Source organism: Pseudomonas aphyarum (assembly GCF_028657055.1).
Taxonomy (GTDB): Bacteria; Pseudomonadota; Gammaproteobacteria; order Pseudomonadales; family Pseudomonadaceae; genus Aquipseudomonas; species Aquipseudomonas aphyarum.
On sequence record NZ_JAMDGS010000012.1, the window covers coordinates 216,977 to 237,662 of the forward strand.

Below are 20,686 nucleotides of genomic sequence, written 5' to 3' on the forward strand. Positions count from 1 at the left end.
ACCCGCCGTCCCGTTTGATCGGGGCGGCGGGTTTTGTCGTTTCAGCTCTTAACTCACACCGTATCCACCTTCAACGAATGATCATTGAGCATGCCGTTGATGATCGTCGCCGTGTCATGCCCGCTGGCGATCAAGCCCCCCGCCCCCGGTGTCACACCGTAGTGGCTGGCCAGGTTGACGCCGGCCAGGTCAATGGTCTGGTTCGGCGTTGCACCGGCCATGGCGCTGACATCAATGGTGGTAACCACCGAAGCGCCGCTGCCGGTGACGGTGAAGTGCAGGTAGTCATCCAGTGACGCCGACGTGCCGTTTTCACCTTGCAGCAGTTGCGACAGATCGAGCTTGTCGGTGCCGGGGGTGAAGTCGGTGACGAGGTCGTGGCCGCTGTTGCCCTTGAGCCACTGGAAGGTGTCGGCACCCGGCCCGCCGGTCAGGGTGTTGTTGCCCATCCCGCCGATCAGCAGGTCATCGCCCCCGCCGCCGTTGAGGATGTCGTTGCCCAGGCCGCCGTTGATCACGTTGTTATTGTTGTCGCCGGTGAGGGTGTCGTTGAAGTTCGAGCCGACGAGGTTTTCGATACCGGTCAGGGTGTCCGTCCCGGCACCAATGGTGTTTTGCGCACCAAGCAGGCCAAGGTTGACCGTCACCCCGGCAGTCGCATGGGCGTAGCTGGCGGTGTCGATGCCAGTGCCACCGTCAAGCAAGTCGTTGCCCGGGCCGCTGTAGAGCAAGTCGTTGCCGGCGCCGCCGTGCAGTTCGTTGTTGCCGGAGCCTGCGGTCAGCACGTCGTTGCCGTCGCCGGCGTTGAGGATGTTGTCGCCAGTGCCGGCCACCAGCACGTCATCGCCCGAGGTGCCGGTGAGGGTGTGGCCGTCCTGATAGCTGATGGTCACGTTCGCCGTGTCGCTGCCGCCGTGGTTGTCGTTGGCGGTGTAGGTGCCGTGGTAGTCCGGGGTGATGTCGTGGGCTCCGGCGTAGTTGAGGGTCATGGTCAGCTGATAGTTCTCCGCCGCGTTGGCGTTGCTGCCCGTGGTGTTGGTGATGTTGGTGATGTGAATCTGATAGACGCCGTCGGACGTCGCGGTCAGGGTCTGGCCGTCCGCGAGGGCGATGTAGGCGCCGCCGTTGATCGAGTACTCCATGGTGATGTGACCGGCCGCCAGGTTGTGGTCCAGGTTGAGGGTTTCGCCCTGGCGCAGGTTAACGGTGATGCGGTCTTCATCGTTGGCGTTGGTGTTGGTCACCGCGCCGAGGTAGCCGCTGACCACCAGCACGGCGGTCATGGTCGCGGCGTTGGCGCTGAACGAGTTACGCACGTTGGCCAGGTTCTGGTTGGCGGCGGTATTGGCGTTGGTGCCGGTGAAGCTGATCGCGCCGGTGCCGGTGAAATCCGCCGATTTGGAGATCCAGCCGGTGTTGAACGAGGTTGGCGTGGCGTTGAGGGTATCGCCGTTCGGGTCGGTGTCGTTGGCCAGCAACAGTTCGCCCGGCACCACGATGTTGCCCGACAGCACGTTGGTGATGATGTGGTCGTCCACCGCCACCGGAGGTGCGTTGGGGATCACTTTCACGGTCAGGGTCGAACTGGCGAGGTCGCCGTCGTTGTCGCTGAGGGTGAAGCCGATGTTCTCGGTGATCACCACGGCAGTGGTTTTCTGCGAGGTGTAGCTGTAGTCGCCGGTGTCGAGGTTGACCACCAGGGTGCCGCTGTTGTTGGTGGCGATGCTCAGGGTGTTGTTCACCGTGTTGAACGTGCCGTGGTTGGCGCCGCCGCTGGCGACCAGCGAACCTTGGCCGCCGTTGGCTTTCGGGTCATAGGTGTAGGTGGTGCCGTCGACCACGATGGATTTGATGAACCCGCCATCGGCGCCGAACGTGCCGCCCTCGCCCAGCAGCGAACCGGTGACCGGCGCGCCCTCTACGGTGCCGGAGAGCACCGAGTTGAGTTGATTGAGGTCGGTGACCACCACCGCGTTGGTGTTGGTGTGCGTGATGCCGTCGTACGCCAGCGGATCGAGGTTGGCGTTGCTCACGCCGCTGCCGAGGCCGATCGCGTAGTTCTTGATGTTGTTGGCATCGAGGAACGCCTTGAGCGTCGCTTCGTCGGCGGTGCCGATGTCACCCTCGTTGGGTTTGCCGTCGGAGAAGAAGTAGCCGACGTTCTGCGCCCCGGTGAGTTTGCCCGAGGTGTTGAACGCGTTGTACATGGTCGCCACGGCCGCATCGTAGTTGGTGCCGCCGCCCGCGCTGAGGCCGGCCAGAATGGTCTTGGCCGTGGCGACATCGACCCACACCGAGGTGCGGTCGGTGGCGTTGCTGCTGAAGGTGACGAGCTGCACTTTCACATCGCCCAGATCGTCGTACTTGTCGAGCAAGGCGCTGATCGCCTGCTTGGCCAGTGCCAGCCGCGACAGGCCCGGTACGCCGGAGGCGTCGGCCATGCTGCCGGAGATGTCGAGGACGATGAGGATGTTGGAGTCGATCTCCACCGCCGCCACCGAACGATCCGACGCCACCGCTTTTGGCACGTCGTCGACGATGTTGACCACGATGGTGCTGGTGGTGCTGTTGCCCAGCGCATCGGTGGCCTTGTAGGTGAAGCTTTCGCTCAGGGAGTTCGGCCCGTCGTTGGCGTTCGGCGTGGTTTTCGGCGCCGAGGTCAGGGTGTAGGTGTACGTGCCGTCGGCGTTGAGCTGGATCTGCCCGTAAGTGCCGGTGGCGCTGCCGACCAGGGTGTAAGTGATCGCCCCGCTGCCGCCGCTGACCGAACCGACCAGCGTGCCGCTCGCGGTTTCGCCGGTGTTGCCCGGGTCGCTGCCGGTGACCGTGCCGGGGGCCAGATCTTGTCCGTCCTTGGTCAGGTCGAGGGCTTTCTCGTAGACGGTCACGTCCTGATCAGTCGAGGCCACGAGTTTGCTGTCGGCGACGTTGACGGTGATGGTGGTGGTGCTTTCGTCGCCGTCACTGTCGCGGATGGTGTAGGTGAAAGTATCGGTGGCGCCCGGCGGGCTCACCGAGTTCGGGTTGCTGTGATAGACCGCGTTGCCGGCTGCATCGAGGGTCAGGTAACCGTAGCTGCCGTTGATGTTGCTGTTGAGACCGCCGATGGCCGAAGTCGCGGTGTTGCTGCCGGCGCGTACGCCGACCACGATTGCCGCGCCATCCGCGCCACTGATGTCATTGCCCAGCACGCTGATGTTGACCGTGCCGCCCTCTGCCACCGAGCCGGTGTCGGGTTTGGCGGTTGGCAGGTCGTCGATGATGTTGACGTTGATTTGCCCGGTTGCAGTGCTGCCATCGGTGTCCGTCGCCACCACGTTGAAGTTCTCGGTGAGGCTGTTGGCGCCGTTGGCATTCGGGTGGGTTTCGTTATCCACCAGGGTGTAGCTGTAACTCACCACGCCGGTGGTCGGGTTGTAACCGGTGATGGTCAGCGTGCTGCCCAGCGGAGTGACGGTCGATTGCGGGAAGCCGGCTGCCACGCCATTGGTGATCACGGCAATTCCGCCCACGGTCAGGGTTTGCAGACCATCGAGGGCGGTGACGGTGAAGGTGCCGCTCTGGGTCAGTGCCGGGGTGTTGGGGCTGGTGCCGTCGCTGAGGTTTTTCTCGTAGACGGTGAGTTCGCCGCCATTCACGTCGAGGCCGTTGAGGACCACCGGATCGTCGTTGTTGTGGATGTTCAGCACCAGGTTGGCGGTGCTGGTGTCGCCGTCGGCATCGGTCAGGGTGTAGGTGAAGGTCTCGGTGCCGTTGCCACCACCGTGCAGATTCTTGAAGTCTGCATCGTTGGTGTTCAGCGTGTAGGTGTACGTGCCGTTGGCGTTCAGCACCAGGGTGCCGTAAGTGCCGGTGAAGGTGCCAGGGGTGATCGGGCCGGCATTCGGGCCGGTCGCCACCACGTCGGCGCCTTGCACGTCGTTGGTCAGCACGTTGCCGTTGAGGGTCAACTGGGTTTCCGACGCGGTGCTGGCGTTGCTGTCGTTGATCGCCTTCGGCACGTCATCGACGATGTTGACCACGATGGTGCTGGTGACGACGTTACCCAGCGAATCGGTGGCCTGGTAGGTGAAGGTTTCGGTCAGGGTGTTGGCGCCGTCGTCGGCGTGCGGGGTGGTGCTGGCCGGTGAGGTCAGCGTGTAGGTGTACGTGCCGTTGGGGTTGAGCACGATCTGCCCGTAGTTGCCGGTAGCGCTGCCGACCAGCGCATAGCTGATCGCACCGACCGCGCCGGTGACCGAGCCGACCAAAGTGCCGGACGCAGTTTCCCCGGTACTGGTCGGATCGCTGCCGGTGACCGTGCCAGGGGCCAGGTCTTGCCCGTCCTTGGTCAGGTCGAGGGCTTTTTCGTACACGGTGACGTCGGTGTCGCTGACCGCGCACAGTTTGCTGTTGTAGACGTCGATGGTGATGGTGGTGGTGCTTTCGTCACCGTCGGAATCGCGCACGGTGTACACGAACACGTCGACCGCACCGGGGCCGCTCACGGCATTCGGGTTGCTGTGATAGACCGCGTTGCCGTTGGCGTCGAGGGTCAGATAGCCGTAGGTGCCGTTGATGTTGCTGTTGAGCCCGCCGATGGCCGAGGTCGAGGTGTCGGAGCCGGCGCGCACGCCCACTACCGCGCCACTGGCTGCCGGGCCGTCGGCGCCGCCGATGTCGTTGTCCAGCACGTTGCCGCTGACGGTGCCGCCCTCTTGTACCGACGTCGCGTCGGGCTTGGCGGTTGGCAGGTCGTCGATGATGTTGACGTTGATCTGCCCGGTGGCGGAGCTGCCATCGGTGTCGGTCGCCACCACGTTGAAGTTCTCGGTGATGCTGTTGGCACCGTTGGCGGTCGGATGGGTTTCGTTATCCACCAGGGTGTAGCTGTAGCTGACAACGCCGGTGGCCGGGTCGTATCCGGTGATGGTCAGCGTGCTGCCCAGCGGGGTGACGGTTGATTGCGGGAAGCCTGCTGCCACACCATTGGTGATCACGGCAATTCCGCCCACGGTCAGGGTTTGCAGACCATCGAGGGCGGTGACGGTGAAGGTGCCGCTCTGAGTCAGTGCCGGGGTGTTGGGGCTAGTGCCGTCGCTGAGGTTTTTCTCGTAGACGGTGAGTTCGCCACCGTTGACGTCGAGGCCGTTGAGGTAGACCTGATCGTCGTTGTTGTGGATGTTCAGCACCAGGTTCGCGGTGCTGGTATCGCCGTCGGCATCGGTGATGGTGTAGGTGAAGGTTTCAGTGCCGTTGCCGCCGCCGTGCAGGTTTTTGAAGTCCGCGTCGTTGGCGTTCAGCGTGTAGGTGTACGTGCCGTTGGCGTTCAGCACCAGAGTGCCGTAAGTCCCGGTGAAGGTGCCGGCAGTGATCGGGCCGGCGTTGGGGCCGGTCGGTACGCGGTCGGCGCCCTGCACGTCGTTGGTGAGGACGTTGCCGCTCAAGGTGAGGTTGGTTTCCGAAGCGGTGCCGGCGTTGCTGTCGTCCACGCCTTTTGGCAAGTCGTCGACGATGTTCACGTCCAGCGTCGCGTTGGCGGTGGTGCCGTTGTCATCGACCACGGTCACGGCGAATTGCTCATTCAGCACGTTCGCGCCGTTGGCGGTTGGATGCGCTTCGTTGTCGACCAAGGTGTAGCTGTAGCTGACGACGCCGGTGGCGGCGTTGAAGCCGGTGATGGTCAGCGTGCTGCCCAACGGAGTGACGGTGGATTGCGGGAAGCCTGCCGCCACGCCATTGGTGACCACGGTGATGCCGCCCACGGTCAGCGTGGTAACGCCGTCGAGCGCGGTGATGGTGAAGGTGCCGCTTTGGGTCAGGGCTGGAGCGTCGGGGCTGCTGCCGTCACCGAGGTTTTTCTCGTAGACGGTGAGTTCGCCGCCATTCACGTCGAGGCCGTTGATGATCACCGGATCGTCGTTGTTGTGGATCTGCAGGACGAGGTTCGCGGTGCTGGTGTCGCCGTCGGCATCGGTGATGGTATAGGTGAAGGTCTCGGTGCCGTTGCCGCCGCCGTGCAGCGCTTTGAAATCGGCGTCGCTGGTGTTGAGGGTGTAGGTGTAGGTGCCGTTGGCATTCAGCACCAAGGTGCCGTAAGTCCCGGTGAAAGTGCCGGCAGTGATCGGGCCGGCATTCGGGCCGGTTGGCACGCGGTCGGCACCCTGTACGTCGTTGGTGAGGACGTTGCCGGTCAGTGTGAGATTGGTTTCCGAAGCGGTGCCGGCGTTGCTGTCGTCCACGCCTTTTGGCAGGTCGTCGACGATGTTCACGTCCAGCGTCGCGTTGGCGGTGGTGCCGTTGTCATCGACCACGGTCACGGCGAATTGCTCGTTCAGCACATTGGCGCCGTTGGCGTTCGGATGCGCTTCGTTGTCGACCAAGGTGTAGCTGTAGCTGACGACGCCGGTTGCAGCGTTGAAACCGGTGATCGTCAGCGTGCTGCCCAACGGGGTGACGGTGGATTGCGGGAAGCCTGCCGCCACGCCATTGGTGACCACGGCGATGCCGCCGATGGTCAGCGTGGTGACGCCGTCCAGCGCGGTGATGGTGAAGGTGCCGCTTTGGGTCAGCGCTGGAGCATCGGGGCTGCTGCCGTCGCCGAGGTTTTTCTCGTAGACGGTGAGTTCGCCGCCATTCACGTCGAGGCCGTTGATGATCACCGGATCGTCGTTGTTGTGGATCTGCAGGACGAGGTTCGCGGTGCTGGTGTCGCCGTCGGCATCGGTGATGGTATAGGTGAAGGTCTCGGTGCCGTTGCCGCCGCCGTGCAGCGCTTTGAAATCGGCGTCGCTGGTGTTGAGGGTGTAGGTGTAAGTGCCGTTGGCGTTCAGCACCAGAGTGCCGTAAGTCCCGGTGAAAGTGCCGGCGGTGATCGGGCCGGCGTTTTCGCCGACAGGCACGCGGTCAGCGCCTTGCACGTCGTTGGTCAGGACGTTGCCGGTCAGTGTGAGATTGGTTTCCGAGGCGGTGCCGGCGTTGCTGTCGTCCACGCCTTTTGGCAGGTCGTCGACGATGTTTACGTCCAGCGTGGCGTTGGCGGTGGTGCCGTTGTCGTCGACCACGGTGACGGCGAATTGCTCGTTGAGCACGTTGGCGCCGTTGGCGGTTGGATGCGCTTCGTTGTCGACCAGGGTGTAGCTGTAGCTGACGACGCCGGTGGCAGCGTTGAAACCGGTAATGGTCAGCGTGCTGCCCAGTGGCGTGGTCACCGATTGCGGGAAGCCTGCGGCTACACCGTTGGTGACCACGGCGATGCCACCGATGGTCAGCGTGGTGACGCCATCAAGAGCAGTGATGGTGAAGGTGCCGCTCTGGGTCAGGGCTCCCGAATCCGGCGCGCTGCCGTCGCCAAGGTTTTTCTCGTAGACGGTGAGTTCACCGCCCTCGACGTTCAGCCCGTTGATGATCACCGGATCGTCGTTGTTGTGAATCTGCAGCACGAGGTTCGCGGTGCTGGTGTCGCCGTCGGCATCGGTCAGGGTGTAAGTGAAAGTCTCAGTGCCATTGCCACCGCCATGCAGATTCTTGAAGTCCGCATCACTGGTATTGAGCGTGTAGGTGTAGGTGCCGTTGGCGTTGAGCACCAATGTGCCGTAAGTCCCGACGAATGTACCGGGGGTGATCGGGCCGGCGTTTTCGCCAACGGGTACGCGGTCGGCACCTTGCACGTCGTTGGTCAGCACGTTACCGGTCAGCGTCAGTTGAGTCTCTGTCGCCGTACCATTGTTGTCATCGAACGCTTTCGGCACGTCGTCGGTAATGTTGACGTCCAGCGTGCCGGTGGCGGTGTCGCCGTTGCTGTCGCCGGCGATCACGGTGAATTGTTCGCTGAGGTTATTGGCACCGTCGCCCGCCGCGTGGGTTTCGTTGCCGTTGAGGGTGTAGCTGTAGCTGACCGTACCGGTGGCCGGGTTGTAGCCGGTGATGGTCAGGGTGTTGCCCAGTTGCGTGGTGATCGATTGCGGGAAACCGATCGGCACGCCGCCGACGATCACGTTGATGCCGCCGATGCTCAGGCTGCTCAGACCGTCCGGAGCCGACACCGTGAAGCTGCCGGTCTGGGTCAGCGCGCCAGGGTTGGCAGCCGAACCGTCGGGCAGATTGGCTTCGTTGAGGGTCAGTTCGCCGCCGGGCACGGACAGGCCGCCGAGGGTCACCAGATTGTTGACCGGTGGTGGTGGCGGAACAATCGGGGCGGCCTGGCCGTCACCGTTATCGATCACGGCGTTATGCCGCTCTTCGGGAAACTCGGGAATGCCGTTGAACCCGGCAGTAGGGAAACCGATGACCGGATCGACCCGGCCCGCCACTTCGGTCAGCAACACGAAACTGTGGCCACCACCCAGGCCACCCGGCGCACCACCAGTGGCTCCGGGGCCGGCCGCTGTCGCTTCGGCGGTTTTGGTCGGGTCATCGCCGGCGGCAATGGCTTTCTGGATCTGTTCGACGTCAGTCAGTTGCGACTCGCTCGGGGTCACCGCTTCCGGGGCATTGACGTGGGCGGCCTGATCGGCGAGCAACTGGTCGGTCATGGTCAGGCTGCTGTCCCGACCGAGGGTCAGTTCCTGGCCATTTTGCAGATGGACGGCAACCGCCCCTTCCGCCCCGGTGATCAATTGATCCCCTGCAAACAGCCGATCGCCTTCGACCAATGCGCGCCGACTGCCGTCTGCCGATTGAGCGAAAACCTGACCAATGACTTTAGTGACGATCCCGATGAGCGTTGCCATGTGCATTCCTCCGCTGCCGACCACCGTCGGCGCTGGTTCGCGAAGCAGCCCATGGCTCAAGCGGGTTGTCGGGGCGACGCTCGCACCTCGACAGTTCGTTTCGCAGGTTGCGCAAATCCAGAAACGCCAGCGCCATCAAGCACTTGGAATCTCTGTTCGATGCAGCAGGCCCACTAGCGCTACGTAACGGTGGTGAATCACCCGAGTGACAAAAAACTGTCGCTCATCACCCGCTACGCGTCCCTCCCCTTTAGCAGTACTTCGCCGTATGTCGCAAAGTGAGTGGAACTTTCCTCAAGCCTTTCTGTGCTCCCTAAAGCGCATAAAACAAAGGCTTTCGAGTGGAACAATGTGCTGGATTTGGCGAACCGCATAAGTTTTTTTTGGCATAACCCATATGAAAATTTTTTCTTAGCTACGCTTCAGGATGTTCTTAGCTCTGTTGTTACAGGCATGAAACGCTTTCTACTAAAAATATCGTCAATAAATTGGCGACAGCGGAACACCATCAGGACTCAGGGAGATGCACCCATGCGCGTACTAACCCCCCTCTGCAGCGCGGTTTTGCTGGCCATGGCTTGCACTTCCCAAGCCCAGGCCATGAACCTCACCGAAGCGATCCAGAGCACCATCGCCACTCACCCGGAACTTGCCTCGCGCGTGGACGCGCGCCTGTCAGCTGATGAACAAGTGAAGGTCGCCAAGGGCGGCTTCTATCCGTCGGTGGATCTGAACGCTGCTTACGGGCGCGGCTACAGCGACAACACCAACACCCGGGCCTTGGGTAACCACCACACCGAGATCCTCAATTACACCCAGTCCGAGCTGCGGCTGCGGCAGATGCTGTTCGACGGTTTCAACACCGCCAACGAAGTCGAGCGCACCAAGGGCGTTTCCAACTCGCGCGCCTATTACGCGCAAGGCACCGCCCAGGATCTGGCCCTGCGCACCATCGAGGTCTACCTCGAAGTGCTCAAGCGCCGTGAACTGGTGACCCTGGCCAGGAACAACCTGCAGGCGCACTTGCGCGTCAACGACCAGATCGGCCTGCGCACCGAGCGCGGCGTGGGCAGCACCGCCGACTCCGATCAATCTGTCGCCCGTAAAGCGCTGGCGCAGAACAACCTCGACACCGCCGAAGTCGATCTGGCCGACGCCGAATCGAACTTCTACAGCGTGGTCGGACGCATGCCCGATGAGCTGGAAGCACCCGCCTCGACCCGTGGCGAGTTGCCCGCCACCCTGCCCGAAGCCCAGCAGAGCATGGTCGAGAACAACCCGTACCTGAAATCCGCCCAGGCTGACGTGCAATCGGCCGAGAGCCAGTACGAGGTCGCCAAGTCGCCTTTCTACCCACGCTTCGATGCGGAGGCGGCAGTCGGCGCCAACAACAACGTGCAGGGCGACGAGGGCCACGACAACGAATGGCGGGTCGGCGTGGTGATGAACTACAACCTGTTCCGTGGCGGCAGCGACAAGGCGCGACTGGCCTCCGACGCGCACCAGATCAACCAGGCGATGGACATCCGCAACAACGCCCTGCGTCAGCTTAACGAGAACATTCACCTGGCGTGGAACGCCATGGTCAACGCCAAGAAACAGACCCCGACCGCCCGCGAATACGCCGAAACCACCAAGCGTGTACGCGCCGCGTATCAGGATCAGTTCGGCCTCGGCCAGCGCACCCTGCTCGACCTGCTCGACAGTGAAAACGAGCTGTACAACGCCAACCGTCGCTACACCGAAATCCGCTACACCGAGGAATATTCGATGTACCGCGTGCTGGCGAACATGGGCCAGTTGTTGAACAAGCAGCGGATCGTGCTGCCGGCCGATGCGATTGCCGCGACCGAGGTGAAGAACGAAGCACGCTTGCCTGAACTGAAGTAGTCCCGATGATGCAGTGCCAGGGGAGCGATCAATATGACCAGCATGCAACCCGGTAACACCGGGATCGATCCGCGGCTGAGCTTCGATGACCCGTTGCTCGACGGTCTGTTGATCCTCTGCAAACTCCATGGCGCGACGGTCAGTCGCGCCAGCCTGAGCGCCGGGCTGCCCTTGGACAAACAACGCCTGAGCCTGGACCTGCTGCCCCGCGCCGCAGCCCGGGCCGGGTTGCAGGCGCGCTTGCTGCGCCGGGAACTCAAAGACATTTCACCGCTGAACCTGCCGGTGTTGTTGCTGTTGGGCAACGGGCGCACGGCGGTGCTGCGGCGGTTTGCCGAAGACGGCAAGGCGCTGATCCTGCCCAGTGAAGCCGACGGCGGCGAACAGTGGGTCAGCCGTGAAGAACTCACCGAACACTACAGCGGCCAGGCCTTGTTCGCCCGGCCACGGCATGAACTGGAAGACCTGCGCTCGCCGCTGGTGCCACGGGTGCAGGCGTGGTTTCGCGACACCCTGAAGCTGTCGAAATGGTTGTACAGCGACGCGATCCTCGCCAGTTTCCTGATCAACCTGCTGGGCCTGATGGTGCCGCTGTTTGTCATGCAGACCTACGACCGCGTGGTGCCGAATCAGGCCACCTCAACGTTGTGGGTGCTGTCGATCGGGTTGCTGATCGGCACCGGTTTCGAACTGGTGCTGCGAGTGGTGCGTGCGCACCTGCTGGACACCGCCGGCAAGAAGACCGACGTGATCCTTTCCGCGACTTTATTCGAGCGCATCACCGGCATGTCGATGAAGGCCCGGCCGGCGACCATCGGCGGATTCGCCCAAAGCATTCATGACTTTCAGGGCCTGCGGGAATTTCTCACCGCGGTGACCCTGACCAGCCTGATCGACCTGCCTTTCGTGGTGTTGATGCTGGTGGTGATCGGCCTGCTCGGTGGCTGGCTGGTGGTGATTCCGCTGCTGGCGTTTCCGATTACGATCGTGTTCGCGATGATCATTCAGGCCCGTCTGCGCGACACCGTGCAGAAAAGCCTGAGCCTCGGCGCCGAGCGTCAGGCGTTGCTGATCGAAACCCTCGGCGGCCTGGAAACCCTCAAGGCGTGCAGCGCCGAAAGCGAGCGCCAGCACAAATGGGAAAGCACCCACGGCGCCCTCACCCGCCTCGACAGCCACGCCCGTAATCTCTCGGCGCTGGCCACCAACGGCACGCTGTTCATCCAGCAGTTTTCCGGGATGGCAACGATTGTGGCCGGGGTCTACAGCATCATCGCCGGCAACCTCAGTGTCGGGGCGCTGGTGGCCAGTTACATGCTCGGCAGTCGCGTGCTCGCGCCGCTGGGACAGATCGCCGGGCTGATTACTCGTTACCAGCAAGCGCAACTGACCATGAAAAGCACCGACGCGCTGATGTCCCTGCCTCAGGAGCGCGACGGCAAACAGCGGCCGCTGGAGCGCACGCAACTGCAAGGCGCGCTGGACGCCAACGCCGTGACCTTCCACTACAACGGCCAGAACGCACCGGCCCTGAGCAACGTCAGTTTCAGCGTCAAACCCGGCGAGCGGATCGGCATCATCGGCCGCAGTGGTTCCGGCAAAAGCACCCTGGCGCGGCTGGTGATGGGCTTCTACGAACCGGAAGAAGGCCAGTTGCTGCTCGACGGCCTCGACCTGCGTCAACTGGATGTCGCCGACCTGCGTCAGCAGATCGGTTACGTCGCCCACGACCTGCCGCTGCTGGCCGGCAGCCTGCGCGACAACCTCACCCTCGGCGCCCGCTACATCAGCGATTCGCGGATGCTTGAAGTGGCCGAACTGACCGGCGTGACTGAGCTCGCACGGCAGCATCCGCAAGGCTTCGACCGGCCGGTGGGCGAGCGCGGGCAACTGCTTTCCGGTGGCCAGCGCCAAGCCGTATTGCTCGCGCGGGCGCTATTGCTCGACCCACCGATCATGCTGCTCGACGAACCCACCAGCGCCATGGACAACAGCAGCGAAGACGTCCTGCGTCAGAAGCTGCACGGCTGGGTGCAAGGCAAGACGCTGCTGCTGGTCACCCACCGCACTTCGATGCTGAGCCTGGTGGACCGGTTGCTGGTGCTGGACAACGGCCGGATCGTCGCCGACGGTCCGAAAGAAGCGGTCATCGATGCACTGCGCAAGGGCCGGGTCGGCTCGGCAGCGGTCTAGGAGTTGCCCCATGTCTGCTTCCTCCGACAGTAAGTCCCGTGGCTACTTCGACAGTTTCGGTAAAAGCGCCGAGGCTGAATTCATGCCGGAAACTGCCGGCGCCTCGTTGCAGGATTCGCCGCGCTGGTCGCGGATCACAGTGTGGCTGGCGGCGGCGCTGCTGATCAGTGCGCTGGTCTGGGCCAAGTTCGCCGTGCTTCAGGAAGTGACCATGGGCGAAGGCAAGGCGATTCCGTCGAGCAAGGTTCAGGTGATCCAGAACCTCGAAGGCGGGATCGTCACCGAGATCTTCGTGCGTGAAGGGCAGATGGTCAGCAAGGGCGACACCTTGCTGCGTCTGGATGACACGCGGTTTCTATCGAACAAGGGTGAAAGCGAGGCCGATCGTTATGCCCTGACCGCGCAGGTCGAACGCTTGTCCGCCGAGGCCGAGGGCCGGCCGTTCAATCTCTCGGACGAGGTGATCGCCAAGGCTCCGCAAGTGGCCGAGGACGAGCGCTCGCTGTACGAGCAACGGCAACGGCGGCTGGCCAGCGAGCAACGTACCCTCAGCGAACAACTGCGGCAGAAAGCGCAGGAGCTGGCGGAGTTTCGCTCGAAACAGGGGCAATACAGTTCGAGCCTGGCGCTGCTGCAACAGGAAATGAACATGTCGGAACCGCTGGTGAAAACCGGCGCGGTGTCGCCCGTGGAGATTCTCCGCCTGCGTCGTAGCGCAGTGGAAATTCGTGGTTCGTTGAATGCCACGACCCTCGCCATTCCCCGGGCCGAATCGGCGATCAACGAGATCAAGAGCAAGATCGACGAATCGGAACAGACCTTCCGCTCCGAAGCGGCCAAGGAGCTCAACGAGAAACGCACCGACCTGTCGAAAATCACCGCGTCGAGCATCGCCATCGACGACCGTGTCAGCCGCACCACCGTGACTTCGCCGGTGCGCGGGGTGATCAAGCAGATGAAGGTCAACACCATCGGCGGCGTGGTGCAGCCGGGCAGCGACATGGTGGAAATCGTGCCGCTGGAAGACAACCTGCTGATCGAAGCCAAGGTGCGGCCGCAGGACGTGGCGTTCCTGCATCCGGGCCAGAAAGCCATGGTCAAGTTCAGCGCCTACGACTACACGATCTACGGCGGGCTGAGCGCCAAACTTGAGCTGATCGGCGCCGACACCATCACCGACGACAAGGGCAACAGCTTCTACCTGATCCAGGTGCGTACCGACAAAAACCATTTGGGCGGGGATGTGAAACCGCTGCTGATCATTCCGGGGATGGTGGCGACGGTGGACATCATCACCGGGGAGAAAAGCGTGCTGGATTACCTGCTCAAACCGGTGCTGAAGGCCCGGACCGAAGCGATGCGCGAACGCTAGTGATGATCCGGACTTTGCGGTGAATGATCTGGCCTCTTCGCGGGCAAGCCCGCTCCCACAGTGTCCGTGTCGTACACAAAGTTTGTGACCACTACAAAATCTGTGGGAGCGGGCTTGCCCGCGAAGAGGCCAGTGAGAGCACCCTTATTTTCCAGCATGATTACGCAGGAAAGTCTCCTCCCCCATCGCCGCAATCTGTCCTTCGATCAGCGCCTCGAACGGCTTGAGCAACGGCTCGAACGACGCCGGCGCCTCCAGCGTCTGCAACGCCTGAACAATCGCCTCGATCGTCGACAACGCCCCCGGCCCCGGTGCCTTGCGCAGCCGATACCGGGAAACCCCACCCTCCGCCAATGTCACCCGAGGCAACGCCGCCAGCAGCGGATTGAGGTGCAACATCTTGCGCGCCTTGCGCCACGTGCCGTCCGGCACCACCAGTAACAGCGGCTCATCGGACGTGCCGTAAGCCTGCATCGGCTGCGCATCCTCCGCCGGGAACAGCAATCGCGCCCGATACCCTGGCCGGTTCAGCAGCGCGGGTAAATCCTCGAACACTTCACCGACAATCAGCTCGGCATTGTTCAAACCGAGCGCCGCCAGCCGTGCAGTGTTGAGTGCGTGATTGACCTCGCTCGGGTGCTGCAACAGCAACACCCGGGTGCGGCTGTCGAGGCTGGGGATCAGCGGGCAAAGGCAGTGGGTTTGTGGGCGCAGGCAGCGCGGGCATTGGGGTCTGGACATTGTCTATGCCTGATTGAGCTGCGCTTTGAGCAGATCGCGGAAGGTCTGGATCAGCGGCTCGCGGCTGCGGCCCCGGCGCATGATCATGGAAAACGGTGCCTGATAACCGAAGGTCGCCGGCAGCAGCACCCGCAAATCGCCCTTGTCGGCCCAGGCCTGGGCGTAGTGCTCCGGCAGGTAACCGATGTAGGCGCCGGACAGCACCAGAATCAGCTGCGCTTCCATACTTTCCACGGTCGCGGCGCTGTGCTTGAAACCGTGGCGCGCCAGTTCCGCCTGGCTCCAATAGCCCCGACCGACCATGCGCTGCTGGGTAATGACCTGCTCGGGAATCCGCCGCTCGTTGAACAACGGGTGACGGCTGCTGCAATACAGCCAGTGCTGCTCGCGGTACAGCGGCATGTACACCAGACCGCTCATGCGCGTGGAGAATGCACCGATGGCCAGATCGAGGCGGTTGTCCTGCACGCCGAGTTGCAGCTCATACGGGCTCATCACCGACAGGTGCAAATGCACCGCCGGGTGTTCCTGGCTGTAGGCGCCGATGGCTTCGGCAAATGGCAGGGCCTTGTCGCTGACCGTGGAGTCGATCACCCCCAGATTGAGCGTGCCGCGCAGTTCACCCTTGAGTGCTGCGGCGTATTGCTCGAAGCCTTCGAGCTCGGCCAGCAGGCGCAGGGTTTCCTGATGGAACAGCTCACCCTTGCTGGTCAGGCTGAAACCGCCACGCCCGCGATGGCACAGCACCAGACCGAGCGCGGCTTCGAGCTGGCTCATGTAGGTGCTGATCGCCGAGGTCGACAGGTTGAGTTCCTGCTGCGCGTTGGCAAACCCCTGATGGCGCACGACGCTGACGAAGATGCGCAAAAGTTTCAGGTCGGGTAAAGCGTTGGCCATGTCTACTCCGGGGTTGAGAACTGTGTCGTCTGGTCAATCCACCCCTCACCCCAGCCCTCTCCCCAGGGGGGAGAGGGGGAAAGGGAGCCGATCTCCATGGCCTTCAAATCCTGCGTCTGTCTCACGACTCTCCTGAGTTCGGCTCGATATTTCAGGTCGATGAAGCTCCTGAGAACAACTCCGTCGGCTCCCTCTCCCTCCGGGAGAGGGCTGGGGTGAGGGCTACGATCCCGAGCCGAACGAACATCCAGAGAAGCGCAAAGTCTATCCCGCCCCTCTCCATTAGTTTAGAAATTTCTGAACTAAGTATTTGCCCGTAGCGATTCTTCCGCCGCACTACATTTCGCAGAATCGGCCCACAGCGGTGCCCGTGACCTTGCGAATGCGGTGCGCCGACATAAATAAAACAAAGACGATGAGGCCCTACCCGTGGACAAGATTCTTCACCAACCACTGGGCGGCAACGAAATGCCGCGCTTCGGCGGCATCGCCACCATGCTCCGACTCCCCCATGTACCGACCGCTGCCGGCCTGGACGCTGCCTTCGTTGGCGTGCCACTGGACATCGGTACTTCGCTGCGCCCCGGCACCCGCTTCGGGCCGCGCGACATCCGCACCGAATCGGTGATGATCCGCCCGTACAACATGGCCACCGGCGCTGCGCCGTTCGACTCGCTGTCGGTTGCCGACATCGGTGACGTGGCGATCAACACCTTCAACCTGCTCGACGCCGTGCGCATCATCGAAGAAGCCTACGACAACATCCTCGAGCACAACGTGATCCCGATGACCCTGGGTGGCGACCACACCATCACCCTGCCGATTCTGCGTGCGATCCACAAAAAGCACGGCAAGGTCGGTCTGGTACACATCGATGCTCACGCTGACGTCAACGATCACATGTTCGGCGAGAAGATCGCCCACGGTACGACCTTCCGTCGCGCCGTCGAAGAAGGTCTTCTGGACTGCGACCGCGTGGTGCAGATTGGTCTGCGTGCGCAGGGTTACACCGCTGACGACTTCAACTGGAGCCGCGATCAGGGCTTCCGCGTGGTGCAGGCCGAAGAGTGCTGGCACAAGTCGCTGGCACCGCTGATGGCCGAAGTGCGCGAGAAAGTCGGTGGCGGCCCGGTATACCTGAGCTTCGACATCGACGGCATCGACCCGGCCTGGGCGCCGGGCACCGGCACCCCGGAAATCGGTGGTCTGACGACCATTCAGGCGATTGAAATCGTTCGCGGCTGCCAGGGCCTCGACCTGATCGGCTGCGATCTGGTAGAAGTCTCGCCCGCTTATGACACCACCGGCAACACCTCGCTGCTGGCCGCCAACCTGCTGTACGAAATGCTCTGCGTACTGCCGGGCGTCGTCCACCGCTGAGGGTCGGGTCATGAACGAACGTGATCAGGTTCTGAAAGCGGCCGCCGATCTGGTGTCCGCCTTCGCCCGCAACGATCGCGAAGCCTACTTCGGCGCGTTCAGCGCCGATGCCAGCTTCGTGTTCTACACCCTCGAACAGCCCCTGCTGTCGCGCGATGCCTATCAGGCGTTGTGGGACAGCTGGCGCGCCGAGGATGGCTTCGAGGTGCTGTCCTGCACCTCGAGCAACGCCTTCGTCAGCCTGCAGGGTGACGTGGCGATTTTCATCCATGACGTGGCCACCGAGCTGCGCATGCAAGGGGAGCAACACTTCAGCCAGGAGCGCGAGACGATTGTTTTCAGAAAACAAGCGTCGAGCCTAGAACAACAAGGCCATTGGCTGGCCTGCCACGAACATTTGTCCGCAATGCCGGAAGGGCTGCCATCCCCTTAGCCAAGACAGGTGACGCTCACGCACGATGAGCGCGCCTTTATGATCGGAGCAGATCATGAATAACAACAACAAAGACCAAAGCCTTACGCAGATTGAAACCCACGGGGTCGAACAGATCCCGGACAACGAACGCACCGCCGGTCCCGTGGACTTGTTCCGCATGATCTTCGGCGGCGCGAATACTTTTGCCACCGCCGTGCTCGGCAGTTTCCCGGTGCTGTTCGGCCTGTCCTTTCAGGCGGGCGTCTGGGCGATTGTCTCGGGCGTGCTGCTTGGCTCGCTGATCCTCGCACCGATGGGCCTGTTCGGCCCGCTCAACGGCACCAACAATGCAGTGTCGTCCGGTGCGCATTTCGGCGTGCACGGGCGGATCGTCGGTTCGTTCCTGTCACTGCTGACCGCCATCGCCTTCTTCTCGCTCTCGGTGTGGAGTTCGGGAGATGCGCTGATCGGTGGTGCGAAACGCCTGATCGGCCTGCCGGAAACCGACCTGACCCTGGGCCTGGCCTACGGTCTGTTCGCGATTCTGGTGTTGACCGTGTGCATCTACGGCTTCCGCTTCCTGTTGTGGGTGAACAAGGTTGCCGTGTGGAGCGCGAGCCTGTTGTTCCTGCTGGGCATCTTTGCCTTCGCCGGTCCGTTCGATTCGCACTACGCCGGCACCGTCAGCCTCGGCCAGCCAGGCTTCTGGGCCGCGTTCATCGGCGCCGCGCTGGTAGCGATGAGCAACCCGATTTCCTTCGGTGCGTTCCTCGGCGACTGGGCTCGCTACATCCCGCGTGAAACCTCGCGTCAGCGGATCATGGCGGCGGTGGTGCTCTCGCAGATCGCCACCTTCATCCCGTTCCTGTTCGGCCTGACCACCGCGACCATCGTGGCGATCCAGGCGCCGGACTACATCGCGGCCAACAACTACGTCGGCGGTCTGCTGGCGGTGTCGCCGAGCTGGTTCTTCCTGCCGGTGTGCCTGATTGCGGTGATCGGCGGCATGTCCACCGGCACCACGTCGCTTTATGGCACCGGGCTGGACATGTCCAGCGTGTTCCCGCGCCTGCTGTCGCGAGTCAAGGCGACGCTTCTGATTGGCGTGCTGTCGATTGCCTTCATCTTCATCGGGCGCTTCGCGGCGAACCTGGTGCAGAGCGTGTCGACCTTCGCCGTGCTGATCATCACCTGCACCACCCCGTGGATGGTGATCATGATCATCGGCCTGGTGGTGCGTCGCGGCTTCTACTGCCCGGACGATCTGCAGGTGTTCACGCGCGGCGAGCAAGGTGGACGCTACTGGTTCAGCCACGGCTGGAACTGGCGCGGCCTGGGCGCGTGGATCCCGAGCGCGGCGGTCGGCCTGTGCTTCGTCAACCTGCCGGGGCAGTTCGTTGGCCCGCTCGGTGAGTTGGCCGGCGGCATCGACATCAGCCTGCTCGTGACCCTCGGTCTGGCCTCGGTGATGTACCTGATGTTGCTGAGCCTGTTCCCGGAACCGGCGCTGGTCTACGGCCCGAAGGATCCCCGGAGCAAAGGCGCGCATGCGCCGGCTGAAGCGGCGCTGCGTCAGGCTGCCTGAATAAACGAATCGCCTGTGGGGGTCAGCCTTCTCCCACAGTGTTCCACCCCATAAAAAAGACAATCGGAGACACGCCATCATGGCTTTGGATTTATTCGTCGTCCTCATCTACGCCGCCGGCATGCTCTTGCTCGGCTACTTCGGCATGCGCAAGGCCAAGACCAACGAGGACTTCCTGGTCGCCGGGCGTAACCTCGGCCCGAGCCTGTACATGGGCACCATGGCCGCGACCGTTCTCGGTGGTGCGTCCACCGTCGGCACCGTCCGCCTGGGCTACGTGCACGGCATCTCCGGTTTCTGGCTGTGCGCGGCACTGGGTTGCGGCATCGTGGCGCTGAACCTGTTCCTGGCCAAGCCGCTGCTGAAACTGAAGATCTACACCGTTACCCAGGTGCTGGAAAAACGCTACAACCCGATGGCCCGCTCGGCGAGCGCGGCGATCATGCTGGCCTATGCGCTGATGATCGGCGTGACCTCGATCCTCGCCATCGGCACCGTGCTGCAAGTGCTGTTCGGCCTGCCGTTCTGGATCTCGGTACTGCTCGGCGGTGGCGTGGTCGTGGTGTATTCGGCCATCGGCGGCATGTGGTCGCTGACCCTGACCGACATCGTCCAGTTCATCATCAAGACCGTCGGTCTGATGTTCATCCTGTTGCCAATCTGCCTGTACCGCGTCGGCGGCTGGGACGAGCTGGTGCTGAAACTGCCGGCCACCGCCTTCAGCTTCACCACTATCGGCTGGGACACGATCATCACCTACTTCATGATCTACTTCTTCGGCATCCTGATCGGTCAGGACATCTGGCAACGGGTGTTCACCGTCAAGACCGCCAAAGTCGCTCAGTACGCCGGTAGCATCGCGGGCATCTACTGCATCCTTTACGGTCTGGCCTGTGCCCTGATCGGTATGGCGGCGCACGTTCTGATCCCGGATCTGGACAACGTCAACAACGCCTTCGCCGCGATCGTCAAACTGTCGCTGCCGGACGGCATCCGTGGTCTGGTGATCGCCGCCGCCCTGGCCGCGATGATGTCCACCGCCAGCGCCGGCCTGCTCGCCGCTGCCACCACCCTGACCGAAGACCTGCTGCCGAAACTGCGTGGCGGCAAACAGTCGAGCCTGGCGATCAACCGCCTGTTCACTCTGCTGACCGGCGTCGTGGTGCTGGGTATTGCTCTGGTAGTGAACGACGTGATCAGCGCCCTGACCCTCGCTTACAACCTGTTGGTGGGCGGCATGCTGATCCCGCTGATCGGTGCGATCTTCTGGAAACGCGCGACCACCGCCGGCGCCATCGCCAGCATGGGCCTGGGTTTCGCCACTGCCCTGCTGTTCATGTTCAAGGACGGTCTGGATGCCAACACGCCGATCTACTACAGCCTGGCTGTGGGTCTGGTGAGTTTTGTGGTGGTCAGCCTGTTTTCCCGTCGCCCGGCGACCGTGGCGAGCGCGATCTAAGCTTAAGCAGTAGCAACAACTTTCTTCGACGGGTGTGGCGTCG

10 protein-coding genes are annotated in these 20,686 nt (G+C 62.8%); 7 read left to right on the plus strand and 3 right to left on the minus strand.

Annotation, left to right across the window (positions count from 1 at the left end):
• Window positions 1-53: 53 nt before the first annotated feature.
• Window positions 54-8,711 carry a retention module-containing protein gene (locus tag M5G18_RS18305; protein WP_273896608.1) on the minus strand — a complete coding sequence of 2,886 codons (8,658 nt, stop codon included), beginning with the start codon at window positions 8,709-8,711 and terminating at the stop codon, window positions 54-56.
• Between the two features lie 531 nt (window positions 8,712-9,242).
• Between M5G18_RS18305 and M5G18_RS18310 the strand changes: the two genes are divergently transcribed.
• The 3 genes from M5G18_RS18310 to M5G18_RS18320 are packed head-to-tail and all read left to right on the plus strand — an operon-like array spanning window position 9,243 to window position 14,166.
• The gene (locus M5G18_RS18310; RefSeq protein WP_273896607.1) at window positions 9,243-10,601 is read left to right on the plus strand and encodes a TolC family outer membrane protein; all 1,359 of its coding nucleotides are present in this window, start codon (window positions 9,243-9,245) and stop codon (window positions 10,599-10,601) included.
• A gap of 33 nt (window positions 10,602-10,634) precedes the next feature.
• Entirely contained in the window at window positions 10,635-12,794 is a 2,160-nt protein-coding gene (locus M5G18_RS18315; RefSeq protein WP_007956599.1) for a type I secretion system permease/ATPase, read from the plus strand.
• 10 nt (window positions 12,795-12,804) lie between these two features.
• Window positions 12,805-14,166 (plus strand): HlyD family type I secretion periplasmic adaptor subunit, encoded by a 1,362-nt coding sequence (locus tag M5G18_RS18320; RefSeq protein WP_273896606.1) that lies wholly within the window; start codon window positions 12,805-12,807, stop codon window positions 14,164-14,166.
• Window positions 14,167-14,310: 144 nt separating this feature from the next.
• Here M5G18_RS18320 and M5G18_RS18325 read toward each other — a convergent pair whose 3' ends face one another.
• On the minus strand, window positions 14,311-14,907 hold the full coding sequence (locus M5G18_RS18325; protein WP_273896605.1) for a tRNA-uridine aminocarboxypropyltransferase: 597 nt from the start codon (window positions 14,905-14,907) through the stop codon (window positions 14,311-14,313).
• A gap of 3 nt (window positions 14,908-14,910) precedes the next feature.
• Entirely contained in the window at window positions 14,911-15,804 is an 894-nt protein-coding gene (locus M5G18_RS18330) for a LysR family transcriptional regulator (protein WP_007956593.1), read from the minus strand.
• Between the two features lie 429 nt (window positions 15,805-16,233).
• Between M5G18_RS18330 and speB the strand changes: the two genes are divergently transcribed.
• The 4 genes from speB to M5G18_RS18350 all read left to right on the plus strand — a co-directional run bounded on the left by speB (window position 16,234) and on the right by M5G18_RS18350 (window position 20,643).
• Window positions 16,234-17,184, plus strand: coding sequence for an agmatinase (gene speB / locus M5G18_RS18335; RefSeq protein ID WP_003222717.1), 951 nt, complete (start codon window positions 16,234-16,236; stop codon window positions 17,182-17,184).
• 10 nt (window positions 17,185-17,194) lie between these two features.
• Window positions 17,195-17,617 (plus strand): YybH family protein, encoded by a 423-nt coding sequence (locus M5G18_RS18340; protein WP_007956584.1) that lies wholly within the window; start codon window positions 17,195-17,197, stop codon window positions 17,615-17,617.
• 55 nt (window positions 17,618-17,672) lie between these two features.
• On the plus strand, window positions 17,673-19,184 hold the full coding sequence (locus M5G18_RS18345) for a purine-cytosine permease family protein (RefSeq protein WP_007956582.1): 1,512 nt from the start codon (window positions 17,673-17,675) through the stop codon (window positions 19,182-19,184).
• 79 nt (window positions 19,185-19,263) lie between these two features.
• Complete coding sequence (locus M5G18_RS18350; protein ID WP_273896604.1) at window positions 19,264-20,643, plus strand: sodium:solute symporter family protein; 1,380 nt, start codon at window positions 19,264-19,266, stop codon at window positions 20,641-20,643.
• Window positions 20,644-20,686 lie beyond the last annotated feature (43 nt).